Here is a 20,813-nt window from a genome sequence, read left to right as displayed (position 1 = left end):
TGAAAAAGCGCCTCGATCCATCGGATCGAGGCGCTTTGCGTAGAATGTTGCGTATTTTATGCCACCGGCGCTGTGGCGGGCTGGGCATCGGCGAGCTTGAGTGTGGTGTGCGTGCGGTGACGCACGTCGCGCAGTAGCTGACCGTTGTCGGCTAAGGTGTCGGCGCGCGCGGGCACGAGCTCTTGCAGGCGCTGCTGCCAGGCATCGCTGGCAAACTTCTCGGGGAAGCACTGTTCGACGAGATTGATCATGATCGAGGCGGCGGTGGAGGCGCCTGGCGAGGCACCAAGCAGTGCCGCGAGCGAGCCGTCGCTGGCCGCCACGACCTCGGTGCCGAATTGCAGCACGCCACCTTTTTCGGGGTCTTTCTTGATGACCTGGACGCGTTGACCGGCGATCTCGAGACGCCAGTCCTCGCTTTTCGCCGTGGGGTAGAAAGCGCGTAACTCGTCGACGCGCTGCTCATGAGAGAGTCGAACCTGATCGATCAAGTACTTGACCAAGCTGAAGTTATCACGCGCCACCGAGAGCATGGGGCTCAGGTTGGAGGAGCGCACGGATCTCGCCAGGTCCATGATCGAACCGGTTTTCAGGAACTTGGTGGTGAAGCCGGCGAAGGGCCCGAACAACAACGAGGGCGTGCCGTCGACGTTGCGCGTATCCAGGTGGGGCACCGACATCGGCGGTGCGCCGATGGGGGCCTTGCTGTAGACCTTGGCATGATGCTGGGAGACGACCTCGGGTTTGTCGCAACGCAACCATTGGCCGCTGACCGGGAAACCCGCGTAGCCCTTGCCTTCAGGAATACCGCTTTTCTGCAGCAGATGCAGTGAGGCACCGCCGGCGCCCAGGAACACGAAGCGTGCACGCAGGGTACGCTTGGTGTTGTCGTTGCCTGCGACTTTTAGGGTCCAACTGCCATCGTCGTTACGGTCCAGGTCCTCGACCGTCTGGCCTGTGGTGATGCGTACCTGCTCGTCGGGCGCTTCCTCGAGTCGGTTGAGGAGCTGGCGCGTCAGGGCGCCGAAGTCGACATCGGTGCCGCCGGCGACGCGCGTTGCGGCCAACGGTTCGTCGCCCTCGCGCCCGTCCAGCAATAACGGCGCCCATTGGTCGATGACGCTGCGTTCCTCGGTGTATTCCATGCCTTCGAAACACGGGTGTTCGCGCATGGCATGGTAGCGATCACGCAGGAAGCGGACATCGTCTGCGCCGCGTACGAAGCTCATGTGCGGTACCGGATGGACGAAGCGTGCCGGGTCGCCAAGATTGCCCTTTTCGACCAAGTAGCTCCATAGCTGCTTGGATTCCTCGAACAAGGTGTTGGTGTGGATGGCCTTGTCGAGCACGATCGAGCCGTCCTCGGCGCGAGGCGTATAGTTGAGCTCGCACAAGCCAGCATGGCCGGTGCCGGCGTTGTTCCAGGCAAACGAGCTTTCGCTGGCAGTGGTGTCGAGGCGCTCGATGATCTCGATGCGCGCCTCCGGCTCCAGCTCGTGAAGCAGTGTCGCGAGCGTGGCGCTCATCACGCCTGCACCCACGAGTACGATGTCTACTGACTCATCCATATGCGTGCCAACCATTCACATAACCCTTGAAAAGGTGCGTCGGTCAGCCGGCGAACGGCGTCTCGAACTGCGACCGGCGCGATGGAATTATGAGCGCATTATAACGCTTTTGGCGTGAAAATACTGCCTCCCCAAGGCCGACATTATGACTAATGACAAGGCCATAAGGGATCCCTTTGGCGTCTTATAGATGCGCTGCTGGGTCGTGCGCTCTCAATTACGCAGGCTGATGATGCGCCAGCCGCGTTGTTCGGCGGCCTCGCGCAGGGCATCGTCGGGGTCGACGGCGACGGGATGGTCGACACGCTCGAGAAGCGGCAGGTCGTTGTGCGAGTCGCTGTAGAACCAGGCGCCGTCGAGGGTGACGTCTTCCTCGGCGAGCCAGGTTTCCAGGCGGGTTACCTTGCCTTCACGGAAACTCGGGGTGCCCACCACGCGCCCTGTGTACTGGCCGGCCTCGACCTCGGGTTCGACGGCGATCAAATCATCCACGCCCAGGCGCTCGGCGATGGGACCGGTGATGAAACGGTTGGTAGCGGTGATGATCAGTAGTCGGTTGCCTTTGGCGCGATGGCGTGCCAGCAGCTCTTCGCCGCGCGTCAGGATGTGCGGCTCGATCTTGCTGGCCATGAACTGTTGATGCCAGGCGGCCAACTGTTCCGGCGTGTTCTCGGCCAATGGCTGTAGTGCCAGGGCCAGGTACGCCATGATGTCGAGATCGCCGCTCTGATAATCTTGGTAGAAGCGTTCGTTGGCGTCGCGATAGGTCGTCGCGTCGACGGCGCCTTGCTCGATGAGGAACTCACCCCAAGCATAGTCGCTGTCGAGGTCCAGTAGGGTATTGTCGAGATCGAAGATCGCCAGGCTCAAGGAGGACTCCTTGCATCGTGCTGGGTGAACGGGAAGATTGCGGCGTAAAGGGAAGAGGATTATCGCAGAGTTACCGAATGTTGCCCACCACAAGGCGTATTGATGCGCTTTCTGGCTTTGTGGAAGAATGGCCTCAACGAAGATTCATTAAGGTGATGTCCGTGATCGACGCTGACGGCTTCAGGCCCAACGTTGGCATCATCATTGCCAACCGCAGTGGACAGCTGCTCTGGGCGCGTCGTGTGGGACAGAATGCGTGGCAATTTCCGCAAGGAGGAATCAAGGCGCATGAGACACCGGAACAGGCATTGTATCGGGAGCTCGAGGAAGAGATCGGCTTGACGCCGGAGGATGTCGAGATCCTGGCCTGTACGCGCGGATGGCTGCGCTACCGTCTCCCACGACGCATGGTGAGAACGCATTCGAGGCCGATATGTATCGGCCAGAAACAGAAGTGGTTCCTGCTCAAGATCCGGTGTCGGGATAGCCGGGTTTGCGTGGACTCCACTCCCAAACCGGAATTCGATGGCTGGCGCTGGGTCAGTTATTGGTATCCCTTGGGGCAGGTCGTGCCCTTCAAGCGCGAAGTCTACCGCCGTGCCCTGCGTGAATTGGCGCCACGCGTGCATCGTTTGGCGCTCGAAGAGGGAGCCTGCTGAGCGCCGCGTTAGATATCGCCACCGAGGGCCGACATCGCAAGGGCGTCAAGATGCCCTGCGTTCGCCTTGAGATCAACCGTCGCACGCATGTCGTGACGACAACAAGAAGAAATGCCAATGCTCGATGTTCTCCGACGCATCATCCAGGAAGTCAACGGCGCGCGCAGTCTAGAGGCCGCGCTGGCGACCATGGTGCGCCGAATTCGCAAGGCCATGCACACCGATGTGTGTTCCATCTATTTGTTCGACGCTGAGCGCGACAGTCTGGTGCTCATGGATACGCTGGGCTTGCGCAGCGAAGCGGTAGGGCAGGTGAGCATGGGGCTCGGCGAGGGGTTGGTCGGGTTGGTGGGGCAACGCGAAGAGCCGCTCAATCTCGAGGACGCGCCGTCGCATCCGTATTTCCGCTATTTCGCCGAGACGGGCGAAGAGCGTTTTTCGAGTTTCCTCGGGGTGCCGATCATTCATCAGCGCCGCATGCTGGGGGTGTTGGTCGTCCAGCAGCAGGCCATGCGGCGTTTCGATGAAGGCGATGAAGCGTTTCTGGTTACCATGGCCGCGCAGTTGGCCGGTGTGCTGGCCCATGCCATGGCGACGGGGACGTTGACCCGGCCGACCCAGGCCGATGGCCAGGCGATGTTTTCGGGGGTGGCGGCATCCCCCGGCATGGCGTCGGGAGAACTGGTGGTGCTGATGCCGCCGGCGGATCTCAATAGCGTGCCCGACCTGATTCCTACCGATATCGAAGCCGAAATCACCCACCTGCACGAAGCGATCGCCAATGTTCGCAAGGAAATCGGCGTTGCGGCGGCACGCTTGGTCAAGCGTATCTCGGCGCAGGAAGTGGCGCTGTTCGACGCCTACCAGCAGATGCTGGGCGACGCGGCACTGGGCCAAGAGGTCGAGAAGCGCATCCGCGAAGGCCAGTGGGCGCCCGGTGCCCTGGCCGATGTGGTCAAGCGCCATGTGCAGTATCTAGAGCGTGTCGACGACAACTACTTGCGCGAGCGAGCCGCCGACATTCGTGATCTGGGGCGCCGCGTGCTCGCCCATCTGCAGGAGGACAGTCCGCGCACCCCGGATACGTTCCCCGAACAGACCATCCTGATCGGCGATGAGTTGAGTGCCGCCTCGTTGGGCGAAGTGCCGCGCGACAAGCTGGTGGGATTGGTATCGATTCGCGGTTCGAGCACCTCGCATGTCGCCATTCTGGCGCGCGCGATGGGTATTCCCACCGTGCTGGGAATGGTCGATTTACCCCTGCCAAGGCTCAACGGCGCCCGGGCGATTCTCGACGGCCATCGCGGTCGGCTGTTCGTGCGCCCCGATGCCGAGCGTGAGCACCATTACGAGACGTTGATCGCCGAGGAGAAGGCGCTCAGCGAGGTGCTAGAGCATGAGCAGGATCGCCCCAGCGAAACCTCGGACGGTTACCACATGCCCTTGATGGTCAATACCGGCCTGGCGGTGGAAGCTGTGGCGTCTCTCAAGTCGCGAGTCAGTGGTGTGGGTCTTTATCGCACCGAAGTGCCGTTCATGATGAACGAGCGCTTCCCCAGCGAGCAGGAGCAGACGCGGCTCTACCACGATCAGCTCGAAAGTTTCGCGCCGTTACCGGTGGTGATGCGCACCTTGGACATCGGCGGCGACAAGGACCTGCCGTACTTTCCCATCGACGAAGCCAACCCCTTTTTGGGATGGCGCGGAATCCGCGTGACGCTCGATCATCCGGAAGTGCTGATGGTCCAGTTGCGCGCCATGCTGCGCGCCTCGGTGGGGCTCGACAATCTTTGCATCCTGTTACCGATGATCTCGAGCATCGAAGAAGTCGATACCGCGCTCAGACTCATCGACCGGGCCCAGCGGGAGCTGGCCGAGGAAGGCGTCAAGCTGGCGCGTCCCCGGGTTGGGGTAATGATCGAGGTGCCGGCGACGCTTTATCAGCTCGATGCGCTGGCCGCCCGCGTTGATTTCTTCTCGGTGGGCAGTAACGATCTTACTCAATACTTGCTGGCAGTGGATCGCAACAATCCGCGCGTGGCGAGCCTTTACGATGCCTGCCATCCGGCCGTGCTGGGCGCCTTGTCGCATCTTGCCATCGAGTCGCGGCGCTTGAAGGTGCCGGCCTCGGTATGCGGTGAGCTGGCCGGCGACCCCGCTGGTGCCTTGCTGCTGATGGGCATGGGCTTCGAGGCGCTCTCCATGAATGCGCCTAGTTTGTCCCGGGTGCGTGCGGCGATCCGGCGTGTTTCGCTCGAGGATGCGCAGGCGCTGCTCGACGAAACCCTGGCGTTATCCACCACTGCGGCGGTGCGGGCGCACCTGCGCCAGCGCATGGGGGAATGGAAACTGGCACATTTGCTGCCCCCCGACGATTGAGCCTCGACGGGTGCCATGCTCGATGAACGGCGCAGGTCAGGCCTGCGTGACGTCGGCCAGAGTGAGCGAATGTCGGCGACTGCCTTGCACGATGCCGTTCGGGCCGAAGCGCGATTCTTGCAGTTCGATATGACTGGGCCACCATTCCACGAGCGTCGTGGCACGGGTGCCGTAACGTTGCCCGCGAATGAAGATCGGTGCCAGGAAGCGCTCCATTTCCATGCCCACGCCGGTATCCGGTAGGTCTGGTGTCGGCGCCGTCTTGGTATCCTGCATCAACTCGAGCGCAGGCGCTTGCCAGGGTGTTTGCGCGAGTGTCCGTTCGAAGCCGTCTCGGGCGCGGATCACTTTTGGCCAGGGTGTATCCAGGGTGGCATTGGAGAGGCCATGCATGCCGGGTGCAATCTGGGTGAGCATTGTCCCCGTTGGGCCGTGATGAATATGCATCAGCGTGACGCCGTCGCAATAGAGCAGATTGAACCAGGCATAGGCGCGTGCCTCGCTCGACGCGAGGGCCTCGAGCCAGTCGAGCGGTGCTTCATGCGTCAGTGCCTGATAAGGCAGGGCGCCTCGGCTGGGGGGTGAAGTCGGCGCTGCAGTGTGCGCGTCGCGAACATTGGTCACTGCCGCAAGGCGCCCGCTTTGCGAGGCCGCCAACCAGGTGCCTCCGGCGCGCAGGTCACGACCGCCGACCAGGCTCGGGGCATCCGGCCACGGGGCCAGCGCCTGTGTCGGGCGATCGTGAATCTCATCGCGGTTGGCGGCCAGTCGCAGTGGCGTGTCGCTGCCCGGGCGCCAGTCGAAGACGATCAAGCACATGGCGTATTTCTCTCGCAAAGGGTTTTCGTGGACGTCGCTCTCGTGAAGATGATAGCGCCAGCGTAACGCGCCATGCCGAGCCCCGCACGTGCCATGACAGCCGGTAAGCGAGCGCGTACACTCGCTGCATCGTCACGAGCAGGGTAGGGCATGCACAAAGCCGCGACTCCTCCGAGCCCCCATCGTTCGCGCTGGAAAGCGTTGCTGTGGCCATTGTTGCTGGCCGAGATAGCCTTCACGTTGGTGTGTCTGGGCGCCGGGGCGTTGATCTGGCAGGCGAGCGACCGTCGTGAAGCGGAAAACGCGCTGGCGCGCTTGCAGGCTTCGCACAGTGTCTATGCGCGCCAGTTGGATGCTCGCTTGACCGCTCAGCAGCAGCATCTTGTGATGCTCTCACGTGGCTCGCGGCGCATTCTGCAGTCGATGGCCGAGAATGACGCGCCTTCTCCGAATGTGTCGCCGGTACTGCCGGCCGTGCTGTCGCAAGACGCTACTCAGCAGCTACTGATAAGGCTGCTCGATGACTACTACGGCATGGATGCCTTGGTCACTCGCCTCTTTGTCTTGCCTGTGGGCATGCGCGATTTTAGCGTGCCCGAGCAGCAGGATGATATTGATAGCGGCCTTCCCCCTTATCAGCGAGAACGCGCCCCCACCGATGCGGAGAATGTGACCTGGTGGACCGGGTCACAAGCGCCTTCGGGACGCTTGGTGGCCACCCGCGATGTGGTGTGGAACGAGCGCTATCTCGCGCGGGTGGGGATAGAAATCTCCCTGCCACGTCTGAAACGGTTGATTGGTGATGAAACCGGCAACACCGGGAAGCACTGGCTGGTCGATGGTACCGGGCATGACTTGATGCGCGATGATGCTTCTCGCGTGTTGCCGGACGCCGCGGGTCGTTATGGCATGAAGTGGTTGGAGGAGGGACGCCGGGCGTTGATCTGGGACACGCTTCCCGGTACTGGTTGGCGTCTGGTGAGTCGTCTGAGCCTGCCCGATGACAGTGCCTGGCAGAAGGCGCTGCCATGGTTGAGTATCGGCTTGATTCTGGGCAACGTGCTGATCTTCGCGGGCTTCGTGACCGTGCTCTACTGGCGATTGCAGCGCGAGGAGGATGCCTGGCAGGCCGCGCTGGGCAGACTCGTCGGTTGGCTGCCTCGTACGCAAGAGGATGCGCCGGACATTACCGATGTCTCGCCAGCGACCTTGAATGCATTGCTGAAGCGGCTCGAACCGCAATTGCATACTCGCGCCTCGAACGATGCATGGGATATGCCCGCCTGGCTCAATACCCTGCAGCTACCGGCCTTGCTGACCGAGGGCGATGCCATCGTCACCCTGAATTCCGCCTTGGCGCGATTGCTCGGCGAGCGCCCCGAGGCGTTGCGCGACATTCAATTGACTGAATGGTTGAAGCCGCGGCTCGTCGATGAACAACGGCGCCGGGTGCGGGTCACCGATGCGGCAGGGGGAACGCGCGAGTATCGCCTCGAATGCCTGGCCGTACGTGGTGAACACTCCGTCTGGGCGTTGATCGATCAGACCGAGGCCGGCGAAACCTTGTACCGCTTGCGCCTGGCCCGTGATCAGGCACGCGAGGATGCGCGCCTCAAGACGGGCTATCTATCGCATCTACGCCAAGAGCTCGAGGCCTCCGTTAACACGCTGGCCTCGCTTCCCGAGGTCGACACGCATCGCCAGCCTTCGCGCTGCGAGGCGCTGCGTCGACGGCTGGAAGATGCCATGCTGTTGCTCGATACCCTGACGGAGGACAAGCCGGCGTCCGATACGCGCCAAAGCGATGCGACCCCCCGGGTACTGATCGTCGATGACGGCCCCGTCAATACGCTGCTGGCATGCAGTGTGCTTGAGCGCCAGGGGTGTCATGTCGAGACCGCGACGAACGGCGAGGAGGCGCTGGCACTGGCCGAGCGACAAGCGTTCGATCTGGTGTTCATGGACATTTACATGCCGACCCTCGACGGTCTGGAAACCAGCCGTCGCTGGCGTCGGTTGGAGCGTCGTCTGGCGAGGCGGCATGCCAGCGTGCTGGTGGCGTTGACCGCCAATGTCACCCAAGCCAGTCGTGACGCCTTCCTGCAGGCGGGCATGGACGATTGTCTGGCCAAGCCTTACCGCCCCGGCGATCTGGTCGCGATGGTGCGCCGTTGGGTGGGTAAAGATGCGACACCCGAGACATAGACGATGACGTGCGTCGTTGCCGCCCGGCAGCGGCTGTCGTAAGGTGTCGGGCTCGCCGCCGACCAGAACGTATGCAAGGAGAACGCACGCATGCTGAGTTATCCCGAGATCGACCCCATCGCCATCGCCTTGGGACCCTTCAAGGTGCATTGGTACGGGCTGATGTATGTGATTGGTTTCGTGGGAGCCTGGTGGCTAGGGCGCAAGCGCGCTGCGCGCATCGGTCTCAAGGCGGATGATATCGGCGACTTGCTGTTCTATGGCGCGCTGGGCGTCGTGCTCGGCGGGCGCATAGGGTATGCGATCTTCTACGGTTTCGAGCGCCTGATGGATAATCCGTTATGGATTTTCCAGGTCTGGGATGGCGGCATGAGCTTCCATGGCGGCCTCGTCGGTGTCCTGATTGCCGCTGGCCTTTTCGCACGCAAGCATCGATTGGCGTTTTTTCAGCTCACCGATTTCGTGGCGCCGATGGTGCCGATCGGCCTGGGAGCCGGGCGCATCGGCAACTTCATCAATCATGAGTTACCCGGGCGCGTGACCGACGTGCCCTGGGCGCTGGTGTATCCCGGCCTCGGCCCTGAGGGACGTCATCCCTCGCCGCTTTATGAGTTCGCGTTGGAAGGCGTGGTGATGTTCGTCGTGCTGTGGTGGGTCTCTAGTCGGCCGCGTCGGCGTGGTATGATATCCGGCCTGTTCCTGCTGCTTTACGCGGTGTTCCGCTTCGCGGTCGAGTTCGTGCGTCAGCCCGATCCGCAACTCGGCTTCATCGCCTTCGGCTGGTTGACCATGGGCCAATTGTTGACCGTCCCCATGGTCCTGGCCGGTATCGCCTTGATCGCCTGGTCGCGTCGGCAACCGGTCGACGATGCGCGTGAAGCATCACCGGCGGCGTGAGCGGCCAGGCATCCAATTCCGGCGTGACATCGTCGTCGCGCCTTCATCGTTCAACGTTCGGATGACATGCAGCCTTATCTCGATTTGATGCGCCATGTACTCGACAATGGCGTGGAAAAAAGTGACCGCACCGGCACCGGGACGCTCAGCGTCTTCGGTCATCAGATGCGTTTCGACCTGGCCGACGGCTTCCCGCTGGTGACCACCAAGAAGCTCCACTTGCGCTCGATCATCCATGAGCTGCTGTGGTTCCTGCGCGGTGACACCAATATTGCCTACCTCAAGGAAAACCGGGTTCGCATCTGGGATGAGTGGGCCGACGAAAACGGCGACCTGGGGCCGGTTTACGGCTATCAGTGGCGCAGTTGGCCGCGCCCGGACGGCGGGCATGTCGATCAGATCGCCAATGTCGTCGAGCAGATCAAGCGCAACCCCGATTCGCGCCGGTTGATCGTCTCGGCCTGGAACCCGGCGCTGGTCGATGACATGGCGTTGCCGCCATGCCATGCCCTGTTTCAGTTCTATGTCGCCGATGGTCGGCTGTCGTGTCAGTTGTACCAGCGCAGTGCGGATATCTTCCTCGGCGTGCCGTTCAACATCGCAAGCTACGCGCTACTCACGCACATGATCGCGCAGGCCTGCGACCTGGCGCCGGGCGAGTTCATTCATACCCTGGGCGATGCGCACCTCTATCTCAATCATCTCGATCAGGCGCGCCTCCAGTTGAGCCGCGCGCCGCATGTGCGTCCACGGCTGGTGCTCAATCCCGAGATTACGGATGTGTTCGATTTCACCTTCGAGGATATCGCCATCGAAGACTATGATCCGCACCCGCATATCAAGGCGGAGGTCGCCGTATGAACGAGCCCACCAACGCCTGTGTCGATACGGTGGTGCCCATCGCCCTGGTGGCGGCGATGTCGCGAGAGCGTGTCATCGGTGTCGATAACAAAATGCCGTGGCACCTGCCGGAAGATCTCAAGTTCTTCAAGCGCGTGACCATGAACAAACCGTTGGTCATGGGGCGCAAGACGTTCGAGTCCATCGGTAAGCCGTTACCGGGACGCATGAATATCGTTGTCACGCGTGATCGTGGCTATTTCCATGACGGAATCAGCGTCTGCCATGATCTGGCCAGTGCTCTCGAGATGGCCGATGGCCAGGCCATTATCGAGGGTGTCGAGGATATCTGCGTGATCGGCGGTGGCGAGATCTTCGCCGCGGCCTTGCCCTGCGCCACGCGGCTCTATCTGACCGAAGTCGATGTCTCGGTGGACGGCGATGCCTGGTTTCCCGCCTTCGATGCCACGCATTGGCAGGAAACCCAGCGTGTGCCGGGCCAGGGCGGTGATGGCAAGCCCGACTACGCGTTCGTGCATTACGAGCGGCGTTGAGGTTGCCAGCGCGGCGAAGCTGGCACAGACTTACTTGGTAGCCCGCATGGGCCGGGCCTGTCTGCCGCGACGCTGCGTAGACGATTCGAGGCCCAGCGTTCGTTCAAGGCAATCAGGGAGTGCACGCCTTGCTGACCGACCACGCAGACGCCCTGTTCAGGGCATTGGAACATCAAGCCGAGGCTTGCCGGGCCGAACTCGAGGCGGCTCGTGGCCAGGTCTCGGCACTTGAGTTGGAAAACCGCGCCTTGCGTGAGCGCCTCCTGGCGCTTGCCGAGCTGGAGCCCGACGATACCCAGACGCCCGCCACTCAGGCGGAACTGCCTGACGCTGGCGCGAAAGCCAGAGGGCTTGGGCCTATCGCGTTTCGTGGCCCGCGTCGGCCGACGGGAGACGCCACCGAAGATCACGCGCCTTCCGCCCTTGCCTCCCCATCAGACGATCACAGCCAGCCCACTGGCGAGGCGGAGAGCGAGATTCCGCAGGCCAGTCTGGCACTGGGCGCGGAACATGAGCCGCCTTCTCCCCAGTCGTTGCTGGCGCAGTGGTACCAGCGCTATCCGGAAACCTTCTTCAAGGGGCACACTCAGCCGCTCAAGACGGGCATTCATCTCGACCTTGTCGCGCGCGAGCCCTGGCCGGAGAAACTCGTGCGCCGCGCCCTGGCGTGCTATGTACACTTGCCGCGCTATCTCAAGGCAGTGCGAGCCGACGCGATGCGGGTGGATCTCGACGGTCAGCCGGCAGGCGCCGTGACCGAAGGCGAGGCGCGTCACGCCCGCAAGCAGCTCGATGAACTCACCAAGAAGCAGAAAAAGCAGCAGAAGCAGCACAACGAGCGCAAGGAATCCGAGCAGCTAGAGCGTAAACTGAGCCAGTTGCTCGCCAAGCACGGTCGATGACAATCGGATCGAAGCATTGAAAAAGAGGGGCGCAAGCCCCTTTTTTATTGCTATATTTTTCAGCGCCGGATGGTGGTTATATCCGCGTTATGCGACTTTTGTAGTAAAACTTGCCTTCATTGCGGATTGCCCCTTGCCAGAGAGAGCCTTGAATCGTAAAGATGAACGTGTCGCTGACGTCACGCCAATGTCATATTGGCGGCGTAGAGTGGCTTCCAGGCCTCTTGAGGCCGGCTCGCGAGAGAGGTGATCTTGACCGAATCGACAGGAAGCGCGGAAGGAAAACAGTGTTTTTTTCTTGTTGCGTTCTCCAAAAGACCGGTATAAGGTTTCTCTGCGAGCATTGGATAACAACAAGGCTTTACGAACTCGTCGCGGTGTTGCCTTAGCAAGCCGCTGAAAAAACAGACCGGGTCGAAAGCCGACTGCATTTGCAGACACGATCGAACAGTAAGCTAGTTAAGGAATATATCGCGATGAAAAAGACACTCTTAGCGACTGCCGTTGCCGGTGCCTTGGGCGCCTCCGCAGGTGCTGCCCAGGCTGCCACCATCTACAACCAAGACGGCACTCAACTCGACCTGTACGGCAACGTTCAGTTGGTCTATTCGGATGTTGATAACGCAGACGGCGACTCCGAAGATCAGTTGGGCGACAACGGTTCGACCATCGGTTTCTCCGGCCAGCACATCATCAACCCGGGCCTGACCGGCTACTTCAAGGCCGAGTTGGAATACGACGCTGATTCCAAGACTAACGCTGAAGGCGGCGGTGGTCTGGATAGCACTGACCAAGCTTATATGGGCTTGAAGGGTAACTTCGGTGATGTGCGTGGCGGTACCTGGGATCCGTTGATCGACGACTGGATTCAGGACCCGATCTCCAACAACGAGTATTTCGACGTCACCGATTCCACAATCGATGTGGGTAACTTCTTCGAAGACGGCGACCGTGAAGGGGATAAACTCCGGTATCTCTCTCCCTCGCTGGGTGGTCTGCAATTCGCCGTTGGTACGCAATTCAAGGGCGATGGCGATGCTAACCGCGACGTAGGTTTGGGTGACCCTGACGAAGCCCTAGTACCTAACGCCAACGGCTACGAACAGGACGATGACTCCAACGCGTCCTTCTTCGGTGGCGTGAAGTACACTGCTGGTGCCTTTTCTCTCGCAGGCGTCTATGACGACCTCGATAACTACAAGCTGACCAACGGTTCCGACGAAGTCGAATTCAAGGCCTATGGCTTGAATGCGCAGTACACCATGGATGCGCTGCGTGTTTCTGCCAAGGTCGAGAATACCGACGTCAAAATGGGCAGTGACGATGGCGACATCATGCGCTATGCCCTCGGTGCCCGCTACGGCTACGGCTTCGGCGATGTCTACGGCTCCTATCAGCGCGTCGATGCCGATGAAGAAGTCGCTGGTGCAGCCAACCCGGCTGGCTATGACGGCCCGGGTGACTATAATGGCGATGACAGCTTCAACGAATTCGCCTTGGGCGCCACGTACAACCTTTCTCCGACGATGTACACCTTCGTTGAGTACGCGAAGTATGACCGTACCAACGACAAAGGCGACGGTGTTGCCGTGGGTGCTTACTACGGGTTCTAAGTTGTCGATGCCCCAGCGATCTTGAAGGTCGCGGCCAAAACGAAGCCGGCTCATTGCGAGCCGGCTTTTTTAATGTGCATCTGTAAGGTTTGATATTTTTTAGTAAGAATATGTATGGAAATGGCAGGATGCTACGTCTCGGTTTCCATGGTTGCTTCCCAGGATGATTGCGCCAGAATACGGCGGGCATCGTCGCGTATTTCCTCACGCCAGGCACAGGGTTCCAGCACCTCCACATTGGCGCCCATGCCTTTCAGCCACCAGAGTGTTTGCTGATCGTCGGGCAATTCGACGCTGAGTCGTTGCCACTGACTATGCGGCAGCGGCGTCAATTCTTGCTCACTCGCTAACGGTGTTTCGGTCAATAGCCAGGCGACTTGCGGGGCGACATTGGCAATCAGGTGGACATCATCGCGCGATTGTCGATAACCGAAAGCGCCATCGGCGATATATGCATCGAGATCGAATCCCGGGGTTTCGCGCCATGGTATTTGGCTGTTGGTCGCTTGGTGTATGCGGTGTAGTGCGAACTGTCGCAGATCGCTGTAGTTATCCACGGTCGCCACGATATAGGTAACACTGTGACGGCTGACGAGCCCCTGCGGGTGGAGAGTCAGTATCTTGTACTCCTCACGACTCCGTGAAAGGTAGCGTACCTCGATGGCCTTGTTTTCCAGCAAGGCCTGCGTCACGCCTTGCCATATGGAGGCGTCGACGGAGGCAGGAAGAAGCGCTTTGCCGTTGGGAATGGCGCGGACACGTTTTCGCCATTGACTCAAGCTGTTGCCTTCCAGATCGTCGAGTAGCCGGTGTGCATCGGCGAATTGGGGAGATAGTTGCCCCAGGACGACGGGGGGTAGAATGCCCTTGAGATATTCTTCGGCGAGCACGAGCGTGAGGGCGCTGGGTAAATCCAGGGCCGGGAGGTTGCTTTGAAACTGACGGTCGAAATACCAGCGAAAGGGCTTTTGTGTATCGTCGCAGATCAGGGGGAAGTGCAGCGCCAATTTGTCGCGAAGGTCGCGTTGCAGCGAGCGAGTATCGACCATGAAACCGCGTTCGCGAAGCTTCTCCAGCAGCACGGGGGTCGCGATGCGGCCCGGGCTGCGGGGAATTAGCTGCAACAGTGTGAGGTAACGAAAGAGCGTATCGCGGACGTGGGGCATGGCATCCTCGGGGAATAGTTACGTTTTATTACATAAAGGTTATCGGCCTTGGCCTAAGTTTCTTTAGAAAATTCGGGTATTCGGTCCGCCATGTCGTGCTATGACAAATGCTTCAGGCGTGTCGCGATGGGCAGGGGGAGGTGATGCGTCCACTGGTAGTCATTGGCGAGCATCCGAGTGTGGGAGCGCCATGTCTCGACGAGCCTGCTGTCGGGTGGCGTTGGCATGAAATCCGGGTCGAGGCTTGCCTGTGAGGAAAGAAGTGGCACGACGCACTCTTCATACAGGCGGTCGGTCGTGGCTTCCTGTTCAAGCGCAGGGTGAGAGAGTAGCCAATCATGCACTTCGTGAGCGGGATACGGGACTTTCGAGAAGAACAATACGGCCGAAGTCGGCAGCATATAACCCTGCTGCAATAGCAAGCTGTTGATCTCATGGTCCCATGCCAGGTGCCACATATCGGAGGACGATGAAACAGGAAGTAGATAGCCCAAGGCACAGTGCCAGGTCAGGTGCGCCTGTAGATAACGGCGATGCTCTGCTTCGAGCGTCGCACTGAAACGTGCATCGAAATAGATACTGCGTCCATCGGTGGTAGCCGTCGCCACGCGATCGTCGATGACAGGGACGAGCGTGAGGCCATCGGCGAGATCGGCATTCAACGGACAGCTATCCCGCCAGTGATCGCGATCCGACACCCACAACGCGAGCTGCTCATCCTTTAATGCTCGTGCTGCTGCGTTCTCGGTATTACCTTTCTTGCGTGCGATATACGACGCTAACTGCGTCACCACTCCCTTGCTCATACCGAACTCCATTGCACGTTGAGGTAGGCAAGGAGTATCGAGGAAGGTAGCGACAATGGGTGTCGCAGTATTCAGTATCGAGGAAATTAGGTTTATCTGGGAAAGAGAGGGCTATTGGGGCCGCGAAGGCGCGACCCCAATGGGCAGTTTAGATTTTCCCCAGGAGCTGCATATCGTTGCGCAAGTTGTCGGGAACGTCCTTGAGAAGTACCAGGTTCAGCTCTTGAGAGCCTTCATGCTGGGCGACGCTCTCTCCCAAGTTGCCGTTGATCTCATCGGGGCTAAGCGTATACATGGCGCCTGTCAGTGGATCCACGATCAACCAGCCGATGAGGCCGCCGAAGAGAATGTTCCCCCCGATGTACCAGCCATTGGGTGAGCTGGAAATAGAGATGGCCCGTGATTCATAGCCGTCTTTACTGAGGGTGACGTTATACTCCTTGCCTCCGAAGTAGGAGCCATCCGCTTTCTTTAGCGTGACGGTGGTCGGCGTTTCTCCCTGAAAAATTTCCTGATTGGTTTCGTCCGTGATCACTAGGTCTGCCTGAGATGGCGTACTGTTGATCGTGATTTGCTGATCCTTGTCACCGACGATGCTGGCGCAACCGGATAGCGATAGCATTCCTGCTGCGCAGATGGCTGCCGCAGTCATTTTTAGATTCATGAGATTCCCTTGCGTAAATCGAATTTTAATTAGCCTTAGAAGGCGTGGAGATATTACGCAATTATCGTAATGTTAACAAACTTTATAATAAAAATTCGGATGAATAACGCTTTGAAGGGACTATCACGAGACAAAAACCAAGACGTCTCTAGAAGGTGTCTTGGCGTCGGCGCTTGAGGCACGATGGCGCCCCCGATAGGGTTCGAACCTATGACCTATCCCTTAGGAGGGGATTGCTCTATCCAGCTGAGCTACGGGGGCGTGGCGGGGTTGATATTATAAGCGTACCGGGGCTCGGGATAAACCCGTGGCAGGCTTTGGTAAGCCTTTATTGCGTCTGTAACGCCAGTGGATAGAGAAGTTGGGACGTGCCGGCAAGGTAGTGCGCTTCGAGCTCATTGCTTGGCAGAGGATGGCCGATAAGAAAGCCTTGCGCCATGTCGCAGCCCATTTGACGCAGGACCTCGAGCTGCTCGGGGGTTTCGACGCCTTCGGCAAGTACGATGCGCTGCATGGCATGCGCCATGTCGATGATACCGCTGACGAAACGACGTTGTTGCGGCTGCTCGACGAGGTGGCGAATGGCCGCCTGATCGATCTTGACGATATCGATGGGAAGCTGGCTGGCGTATGTCAGCGATGAGACGCCAGAGCCGAAGTCGTCGAGGGCGATTTGGGCGCCGAGTTGGCGTGCGTGCTGGAGCTGATTGTAGGCCAGGTCGATGTCATGGAATTGGGCGGTTTCCACGACCTCTACATTGAGGAACGGCGAGGCGAGGGCATGACGCTTGCGTGCTTGCGCCATGTCTTCCGCGAGCTGGCCGGACTCGACCTGATCGCGCGTGACGTTAATGCTCACGGTGACCGCCATGTGGAAAGCCTGAAAGCGTTGGGCGGTGCGCGCGGCCTGATGGACGAGCCAGGTACTGTAGGCACACTCCAGCGAGGAGTGATTGACGATATCGATGAAATGGTGCGGTGCGAGCAAGCCCTGCTCGGGGTGATACCAGCGTACCAGCGCTTCGAAGCTGACGATGCGCTCGTCTGCCAGCGACAGGATGGGCTGATAGAACAGCGCCAATTCCTCTTGCTCCAGGGCACTTTGCAGGCGCGTGTAGAGATCGTCACCATCGCTTGAGTGGCGCTGGCTCATCGCGACGCGGTTCTTGCCTTGGCTCTTGGCTTCGTACATGGCGCTATCGGCGGCTGCGATCAACGCGTTCGCGGTGAATTGGCTGTCTTCGGTATAGGCGACCCCTATGGATGCGGAGAGCGTGATGCTGTGTTCGTTGCGCAGGTGGATGGGACTGATCAAGTCGTCGAGGATCTTGAAGGCGACCTTCTCGGCTTTTTCCGCGCTGCGCATGCCCGCCAGGGCAATGACGAACTCGTCGCCCCCTAGCCGCGCGACCAGGTCGGTGCTGCGTGTCTGCTGCTTGAGCCGCTGGGCGATGATCACCAGGGCTTCATCGCCTGCCGCGTGGCCGTATGTATCGTTGATCGGTTTGAAGTCGTCGAGATCGATGAATAGTACGGCGATCCCGATGCCGGTGTAGGAAAGCCCGGAGAGCAGATTTTCCAGCGCACCGCCAAAATGATCACGGTTGAACAGGCTGGTGAGCGGGTCATAGGTGGCGCGCCGCTCCAGGCGTGCTTGTTTCAGATGCTTCTGGGTGATATCGCGGAATACGGCGATGTAATGCGTGATGGCGCCCTGAGCATCGTGGATCGCCGAGATGGTGACGCTCTCGATGAGCTGACTACCATCCTTGCGAACGTTCCAGATATCGCCTGTCCAGTATCCGTGCTGGTGTACGGTAGTGAACAGGCTGGTATAGAACTGTGCATTGTGCTTGCCCGAGGACAGTAAGTGGGGCGTGCGCCCTAAGGCTTCCTCGGCACTGTATCCGGTCAACTGCGTGAAGGCGGGATTGACATCGATGATGCGTTTGTCGGCATCGGTCACGAGGATGCCGTCATGGGTACTGTCGAAAACCGTCTCTGCCAGCGCCATGCGCTCGGTAGCAAGCTTACGCGCGGTGACATCGGTCAAATAGCCATGCCACAGGGTGCCACCGTTGGCGAGACGTGTGGGCATGGCGACGCATTCCAGCCAGCGCAGCCCCCGAGTGGGATGATGGTAACGAAAGGCCTTTTGCCATAGCCTGAGTGACGCAGCGGAGCATGTAAGGGCGCTGCGCAGCTGCTGTCGATCCTCCGGGGCGATCCGGGCCAGTAACGTCTCGGCATCTTGTTGCAGAGGGTCTCGGTCGATGCCGCAATAATCGGTCAGTCGGGGGCTGATGTAGGGAAAGCAGCCTTGTCCGTTGGGCCACTGCCGATATTGAAACAGCACGCCGGGCACCTGGGCACTGAGCTGTTCGAGCAGATGGCCTTGGGCGCGCCAGCGGGTGCGCGACCGGTGCTGTTCATCGATGTCGCGCTGCACGCTGATCAGGTAGCAATGTCCTTCCTGACTATATAACGGTGCCAGCATCAGTTCGCTGTCGAAACCTGTGCCGTCCTTGCGACGGTTTTCGAGGGTCAGTGTCAGCGGTGTGCGCTCATCGATGGCGCGTTGCAGGCGGTGATTGGCCTCCGCATCGCCTGTCTGTAGCAGATGGCAGGAGCGCCCCAGCACTTCCTCGCGAGTATAGCCGGTAAGCTGCTCGAAGCCCTTGTTGACGAATATCAAGGGGCAGCCGGGTTGATCGCCATCGGCAATCGTGAGTGCAATGCCTGATACTTCCAGCAACTCGGTCAGCGACGGAGGCAAGGTATGTGGAGCCAAGGTCTCGTGTCCTCTACGACAGCCACGCGGGCGTGGGAATGGCACTATTTCGCCGGCCACCGGCCGGAACGCGATCAAGTGACGTCATGCGTATCGTGCCGACGCCATGCACTGTGATTGAAAGCCCCGTGTGGTCTGGGCTGGAGGCATACGTCCAGCAACGCTAGACTACTCCTTTTTTACATTCCAGTGCCAGGCTTGAGTAGAAAAGTGTCTTCAATTGCCGACATTTAAGAAAACGCTGTATAGCGAGGGGATGTCATTGGTCACTCATGACCGCATATTCGACGGCTTGGCCGACAAGTTTGAGCATGGCCTCTACGGGACGCCGCGAGGTGCGATTCGTCTGGCGGTGCTGGAGCACGTGTTACCCAATGAATTGCCCGCCGACGGTCGTCCCGCCCTGGACGTGGGCGCCGGCCTGGGCCAAATGAGTATATGGCTGGCGCAACGTGGCCATGCGGTCACCATGGTCGAACCCTCGCGGGACATGCGCGAACGTGCCATCGCGGGGATGGATGATCTAACCGTCACACCCGTCGATGCCACCTGGCAGACGTTGCCCGAACGCACGCCGGGACCGTGGGAACTGATCGTGTGCCACGCGGTACTGGAATGGCTCGCCGAGCCGCATGCCGCCTTCAAACAGCTCGCCACGTTGCTGGCGCCGGGCGGGTATCTGTCGCTGATGGTCTTCAACCGCGATGCACTGCGCTTCTCCAACGTGATCAAGGGTAACCTGGACAAGGCGCTCGATGATCGCTTGGAAGGACTGGGGAGGGGCCGACGCTTGACGCCGATCTCTCCGCTCACTGATGCAGACGTGCGCGAATGGATCGCGGCGGCGGGATTGTCACTGAAGGCGGTAACAGGCGTGCGAATTTTTTACGATTATCTCGCCGAGCGCGATCCTCCCGCGGAGCAACTCGAGAAGGTGATCGAACTCGAGCGTGGTTATTGCCAGCAGGAACCGCACTGGCGCCTGGGACGTTATCTGCATTACACCCTGTACAAACCGGAGACCGCGTCATGAGCGCCGAGACGCCGCCTTGCCAGTTGCTTGCCCGTCAGTCCCACGATTATCGCGATTGGCTGTGGGTTGCGCCGCCTCGCGATGCTTGGCTGGAAGCGGTCGGCGGTAGTGTATGGAGCGCAGATGCAGCAATTTGCCAGGCCTGGAGAGGGCTAGGGCGTGGGCAGCGAGTTTATGACGACCTCGCACCGGCGCTGGAGGCACCGGTCGCAGGCGCCGTGTTGTTCTGGCCCAAGACGCATGCGCTCGGCGAGTGGTGGCTGCTGGCGCTGTGTGCGGTGTTGCCCGAAGGCACGCCGCTTCAGGTCGTCGGCGAGCATCAAGGGGGCGTCAAGCGGGTGCTCAAATCGCTGGCCGCGCTGGGGCTCGGATGTCGCAAGGTGGATAGCGCGCGGCGGTGCACGTTGTATGCCACGCGCACGGCGTCGCTGTCACTGTCGCCGGAGGCAGCCTGGACCACGTTCGAGGCCGAGGGGCTCAGCGTGGCGAGCCATCCCGGCGTATTCGGTCACGGCAAGCTCGATGACGGCACGCGCTTGCTGCTCGAGACGCTGCCCGATGCTCTGGGTGATCCTGCCGGGCGTCATCTGCTTGACATGGGATGTGGTGACGGCATCCTCGCCGCCTGGCTCGGCGTTAGAGGCGCAAGCGTCTCGGCGGTGGATCTCAACGCTTTTGCGGTGGCCGCGACACGTCGCACGCTCGAGGCCAATCGGGTAATGGGGGAGGCGTGGCAGAGCGATGTCTACAGCGCAGTGACTGGAAAATTCGACGCTATCGTCAGTAACCCGCCTTTTCATCAGGAGCGTGCCATCGATTACGACCCGGCGGCGCGCTTGATACGCGAGGCACCTGAAAAATTGGCACGGGGTGGCAGCCTGATTTTGGTGGCCAACGCCTTCCTGCCGTATCCCCGCTTGTTGGAAGAGGCCTTCGGTGATTTCACGATCCTCGCCGATGATCGGCGGTTTCGGGTTTATCAAGCAATGAAGATTGCGCGCTGAAATTGACCGGGCCGCGCGCTCAATCATCCTCCGTACTGACTGT

The 20,813-nt window shown here is 60.2% G+C and carries 17 protein-coding genes and 1 tRNA gene; 10 read left to right on the top strand and 8 right to left on the bottom strand.

Features of this window, described 5'->3' with window-relative positions; genetic code table 11:
* Positions 1 to 56: 56 nt before the first annotated feature.
* Positions 57 to 1,568, bottom strand: a complete 1,512-nt coding sequence (gene mqo, locus L1073_RS11505) for a malate dehydrogenase (quinone) (RefSeq protein ID WP_246899417.1) — start codon at positions 1,566 to 1,568, stop codon at positions 57 to 59.
* 213 nt (positions 1,569 to 1,781) lie between these two features.
* Positions 1,782 to 2,438, bottom strand: a complete 657-nt coding sequence (locus L1073_RS11500; protein ID WP_246899415.1) for a histidinol-phosphatase — start codon at positions 2,436 to 2,438, stop codon at positions 1,782 to 1,784.
* A 161-nt stretch (positions 2,439 to 2,599) separates the two neighbouring features.
* Between L1073_RS11500 and L1073_RS11495 the strand changes: the two genes are divergently transcribed.
* Positions 2,600 to 3,097 carry an RNA pyrophosphohydrolase gene (locus L1073_RS11495; protein WP_246899413.1) on the top strand — a complete coding sequence of 166 codons (498 nt, stop codon included), beginning with the start codon at positions 2,600 to 2,602 and terminating at the stop codon, positions 3,095 to 3,097.
* Positions 3,098 to 3,214: 117 nt separating this feature from the next.
* The gene (gene ptsP / locus L1073_RS11490; RefSeq protein WP_246899411.1) at positions 3,215 to 5,476 is read left to right on the top strand and encodes a phosphoenolpyruvate--protein phosphotransferase; all 2,262 of its coding nucleotides are present in this window, start codon (positions 3,215 to 3,217) and stop codon (positions 5,474 to 5,476) included.
* 36 nt (positions 5,477 to 5,512) lie between these two features.
* Here ptsP and L1073_RS11485 read toward each other — a convergent pair whose 3' ends face one another.
* The gene (locus L1073_RS11485) at positions 5,513 to 6,295 is read right to left on the bottom strand and encodes an NRDE family protein (protein WP_246899409.1); all 783 of its coding nucleotides are present in this window, start codon (positions 6,293 to 6,295) and stop codon (positions 5,513 to 5,515) included.
* Between the two features lie 150 nt (positions 6,296 to 6,445).
* Between L1073_RS11485 and L1073_RS11480 the strand changes: the two genes are divergently transcribed.
* From L1073_RS11480 to L1073_RS11455, 6 genes are all read left to right on the top strand, one after another.
* Complete coding sequence (locus L1073_RS11480) at positions 6,446 to 8,500, top strand: response regulator (RefSeq protein WP_246899407.1); 2,055 nt, start codon at positions 6,446 to 6,448, stop codon at positions 8,498 to 8,500.
* A 90-nt stretch (positions 8,501 to 8,590) separates the two neighbouring features.
* The gene (gene lgt / locus L1073_RS11475; RefSeq protein WP_246899405.1) at positions 8,591 to 9,397 is read left to right on the top strand and encodes a prolipoprotein diacylglyceryl transferase; all 807 of its coding nucleotides are present in this window, start codon (positions 8,591 to 8,593) and stop codon (positions 9,395 to 9,397) included.
* Positions 9,398 to 9,463: 66 nt separating this feature from the next.
* The gene (locus L1073_RS11470) at positions 9,464 to 10,258 is read left to right on the top strand and encodes a thymidylate synthase (protein ID WP_246899403.1); all 795 of its coding nucleotides are present in this window, start codon (positions 9,464 to 9,466) and stop codon (positions 10,256 to 10,258) included.
* Positions 10,255 to 10,791, top strand: coding sequence for a dihydrofolate reductase (locus tag L1073_RS11465; RefSeq protein WP_246899401.1), 537 nt, complete (start codon positions 10,255 to 10,257; stop codon positions 10,789 to 10,791). The genes L1073_RS11470 and L1073_RS11465 overlap by 4 nt, the downstream gene beginning before the upstream one ends.
* 128 nt (positions 10,792 to 10,919) lie before the next feature.
* On the top strand, positions 10,920 to 11,693 hold the full coding sequence (locus L1073_RS11460) for a ProQ/FINO family protein (RefSeq protein ID WP_246899399.1): 774 nt from the start codon (positions 10,920 to 10,922) through the stop codon (positions 11,691 to 11,693).
* Positions 11,694 to 12,169: 476 nt separating this feature from the next.
* Entirely contained in the window at positions 12,170 to 13,306 is a 1,137-nt protein-coding gene (locus L1073_RS11455; protein ID WP_246899397.1) for a porin, read from the top strand.
* A gap of 131 nt (positions 13,307 to 13,437) precedes the next feature.
* Here the strand turns inward: L1073_RS11455 and L1073_RS11450 are convergent, their stop codons facing one another.
* The 5 genes from L1073_RS11450 to L1073_RS11430 form a co-directional block, all read right to left on the bottom strand.
* Positions 13,438 to 14,472, bottom strand: a complete 1,035-nt coding sequence (locus tag L1073_RS11450; protein WP_246899395.1) for a helix-turn-helix transcriptional regulator — start codon at positions 14,470 to 14,472, stop codon at positions 13,438 to 13,440.
* A 98-nt stretch (positions 14,473 to 14,570) separates the two neighbouring features.
* Positions 14,571 to 15,278 (bottom strand): DUF2201 family putative metallopeptidase, encoded by a 708-nt coding sequence (locus L1073_RS11445; RefSeq protein ID WP_246899393.1) that lies wholly within the window; start codon positions 15,276 to 15,278, stop codon positions 14,571 to 14,573.
* 148 nt (positions 15,279 to 15,426) lie between these two features.
* Positions 15,427 to 15,942: a hypothetical protein gene (locus L1073_RS11440; protein WP_246899391.1), complete on the bottom strand. Its 516-nt coding sequence runs from the start codon at positions 15,940 to 15,942 to the stop codon at positions 15,427 to 15,429.
* 184 nt (positions 15,943 to 16,126) lie between these two features.
* Positions 16,127 to 16,203: transfer RNA gene (locus tag L1073_RS11435), tRNA-Arg, on the bottom strand.
* A gap of 67 nt (positions 16,204 to 16,270) precedes the next feature.
* A complete protein-coding gene (locus L1073_RS11430) occupies positions 16,271 to 18,733 on the bottom strand; it encodes a sensor domain-containing protein (protein WP_246899389.1) in 2,463 nt (820 codons plus the stop codon).
* 256 nt (positions 18,734 to 18,989) lie between these two features.
* On the opposite strand from L1073_RS11430, the gene L1073_RS11425 reads away from it, so the two are divergent.
* Positions 18,990 to 19,766, top strand: a complete 777-nt coding sequence (locus L1073_RS11425) for a methyltransferase domain-containing protein (protein WP_246899387.1) — start codon at positions 18,990 to 18,992, stop codon at positions 19,764 to 19,766.
* Positions 19,763 to 20,770, top strand: coding sequence for a methyltransferase (locus tag L1073_RS11420; protein ID WP_246899385.1), 1,008 nt, complete (start codon positions 19,763 to 19,765; stop codon positions 20,768 to 20,770). The genes L1073_RS11425 and L1073_RS11420 overlap by 4 nt, the downstream gene beginning before the upstream one ends.
* The last annotated feature ends 43 nt before the right edge of the window (positions 20,771 to 20,813 follow it).

The organism is Chromohalobacter nigrandesensis (assembly GCF_023061285.1).
Lineage (GTDB): Bacteria > Pseudomonadota > Gammaproteobacteria > Pseudomonadales > Halomonadaceae > Chromohalobacter > Chromohalobacter nigrandesensis.
This window is presented reverse-complemented; position numbering and strand designations above follow the sequence as displayed.

Excerpts from the sequence above, each read along its gene's own strand:
- mqo (WP_246899417.1), bottom strand. The coding sequence starts at position 1,568 with ATGGATGAGTCAGTAGACATCGTACTCGTGGGTGCAGGCGTGATGAGC.
- ptsP (WP_246899411.1), top strand. The coding sequence starts at position 3,215 with ATGCTCGATGTTCTCCGACGCATCATCCAGGAAGTCAACGGCGCGCGC.
- L1073_RS11485 (WP_246899409.1), bottom strand. The coding sequence starts at position 6,295 with ATGTGCTTGATCGTCTTCGACTGGCGCCCGGGCAGCGACACGCCACTG.
- L1073_RS11480 (WP_246899407.1), top strand. The coding sequence starts at position 6,446 with ATGCACAAAGCCGCGACTCCTCCGAGCCCCCATCGTTCGCGCTGGAAA.
- lgt (WP_246899405.1), top strand. The coding sequence starts at position 8,591 with ATGCTGAGTTATCCCGAGATCGACCCCATCGCCATCGCCTTGGGACCC.
- L1073_RS11470 (WP_246899403.1), top strand. The coding sequence starts at position 9,464 with ATGCAGCCTTATCTCGATTTGATGCGCCATGTACTCGACAATGGCGTG.
- L1073_RS11465 (WP_246899401.1), top strand. The coding sequence starts at position 10,255 with ATGAACGAGCCCACCAACGCCTGTGTCGATACGGTGGTGCCCATCGCC.
- L1073_RS11455 (WP_246899397.1), top strand. The coding sequence starts at position 12,170 with ATGAAAAAGACACTCTTAGCGACTGCCGTTGCCGGTGCCTTGGGCGCC.
- L1073_RS11450 (WP_246899395.1), bottom strand. The coding sequence starts at position 14,472 with ATGCCCCACGTCCGCGATACGCTCTTTCGTTACCTCACACTGTTGCAG.
- L1073_RS11445 (WP_246899393.1), bottom strand. The coding sequence starts at position 15,278 with ATGAGCAAGGGAGTGGTGACGCAGTTAGCGTCGTATATCGCACGCAAG.
- L1073_RS11440 (WP_246899391.1), bottom strand. The coding sequence starts at position 15,942 with ATGAATCTAAAAATGACTGCGGCAGCCATCTGCGCAGCAGGAATGCTA.
- L1073_RS11425 (WP_246899387.1), top strand. The coding sequence starts at position 18,990 with ATGTCATTGGTCACTCATGACCGCATATTCGACGGCTTGGCCGACAAG.
- L1073_RS11420 (WP_246899385.1), top strand. The coding sequence starts at position 19,763 with ATGAGCGCCGAGACGCCGCCTTGCCAGTTGCTTGCCCGTCAGTCCCAC.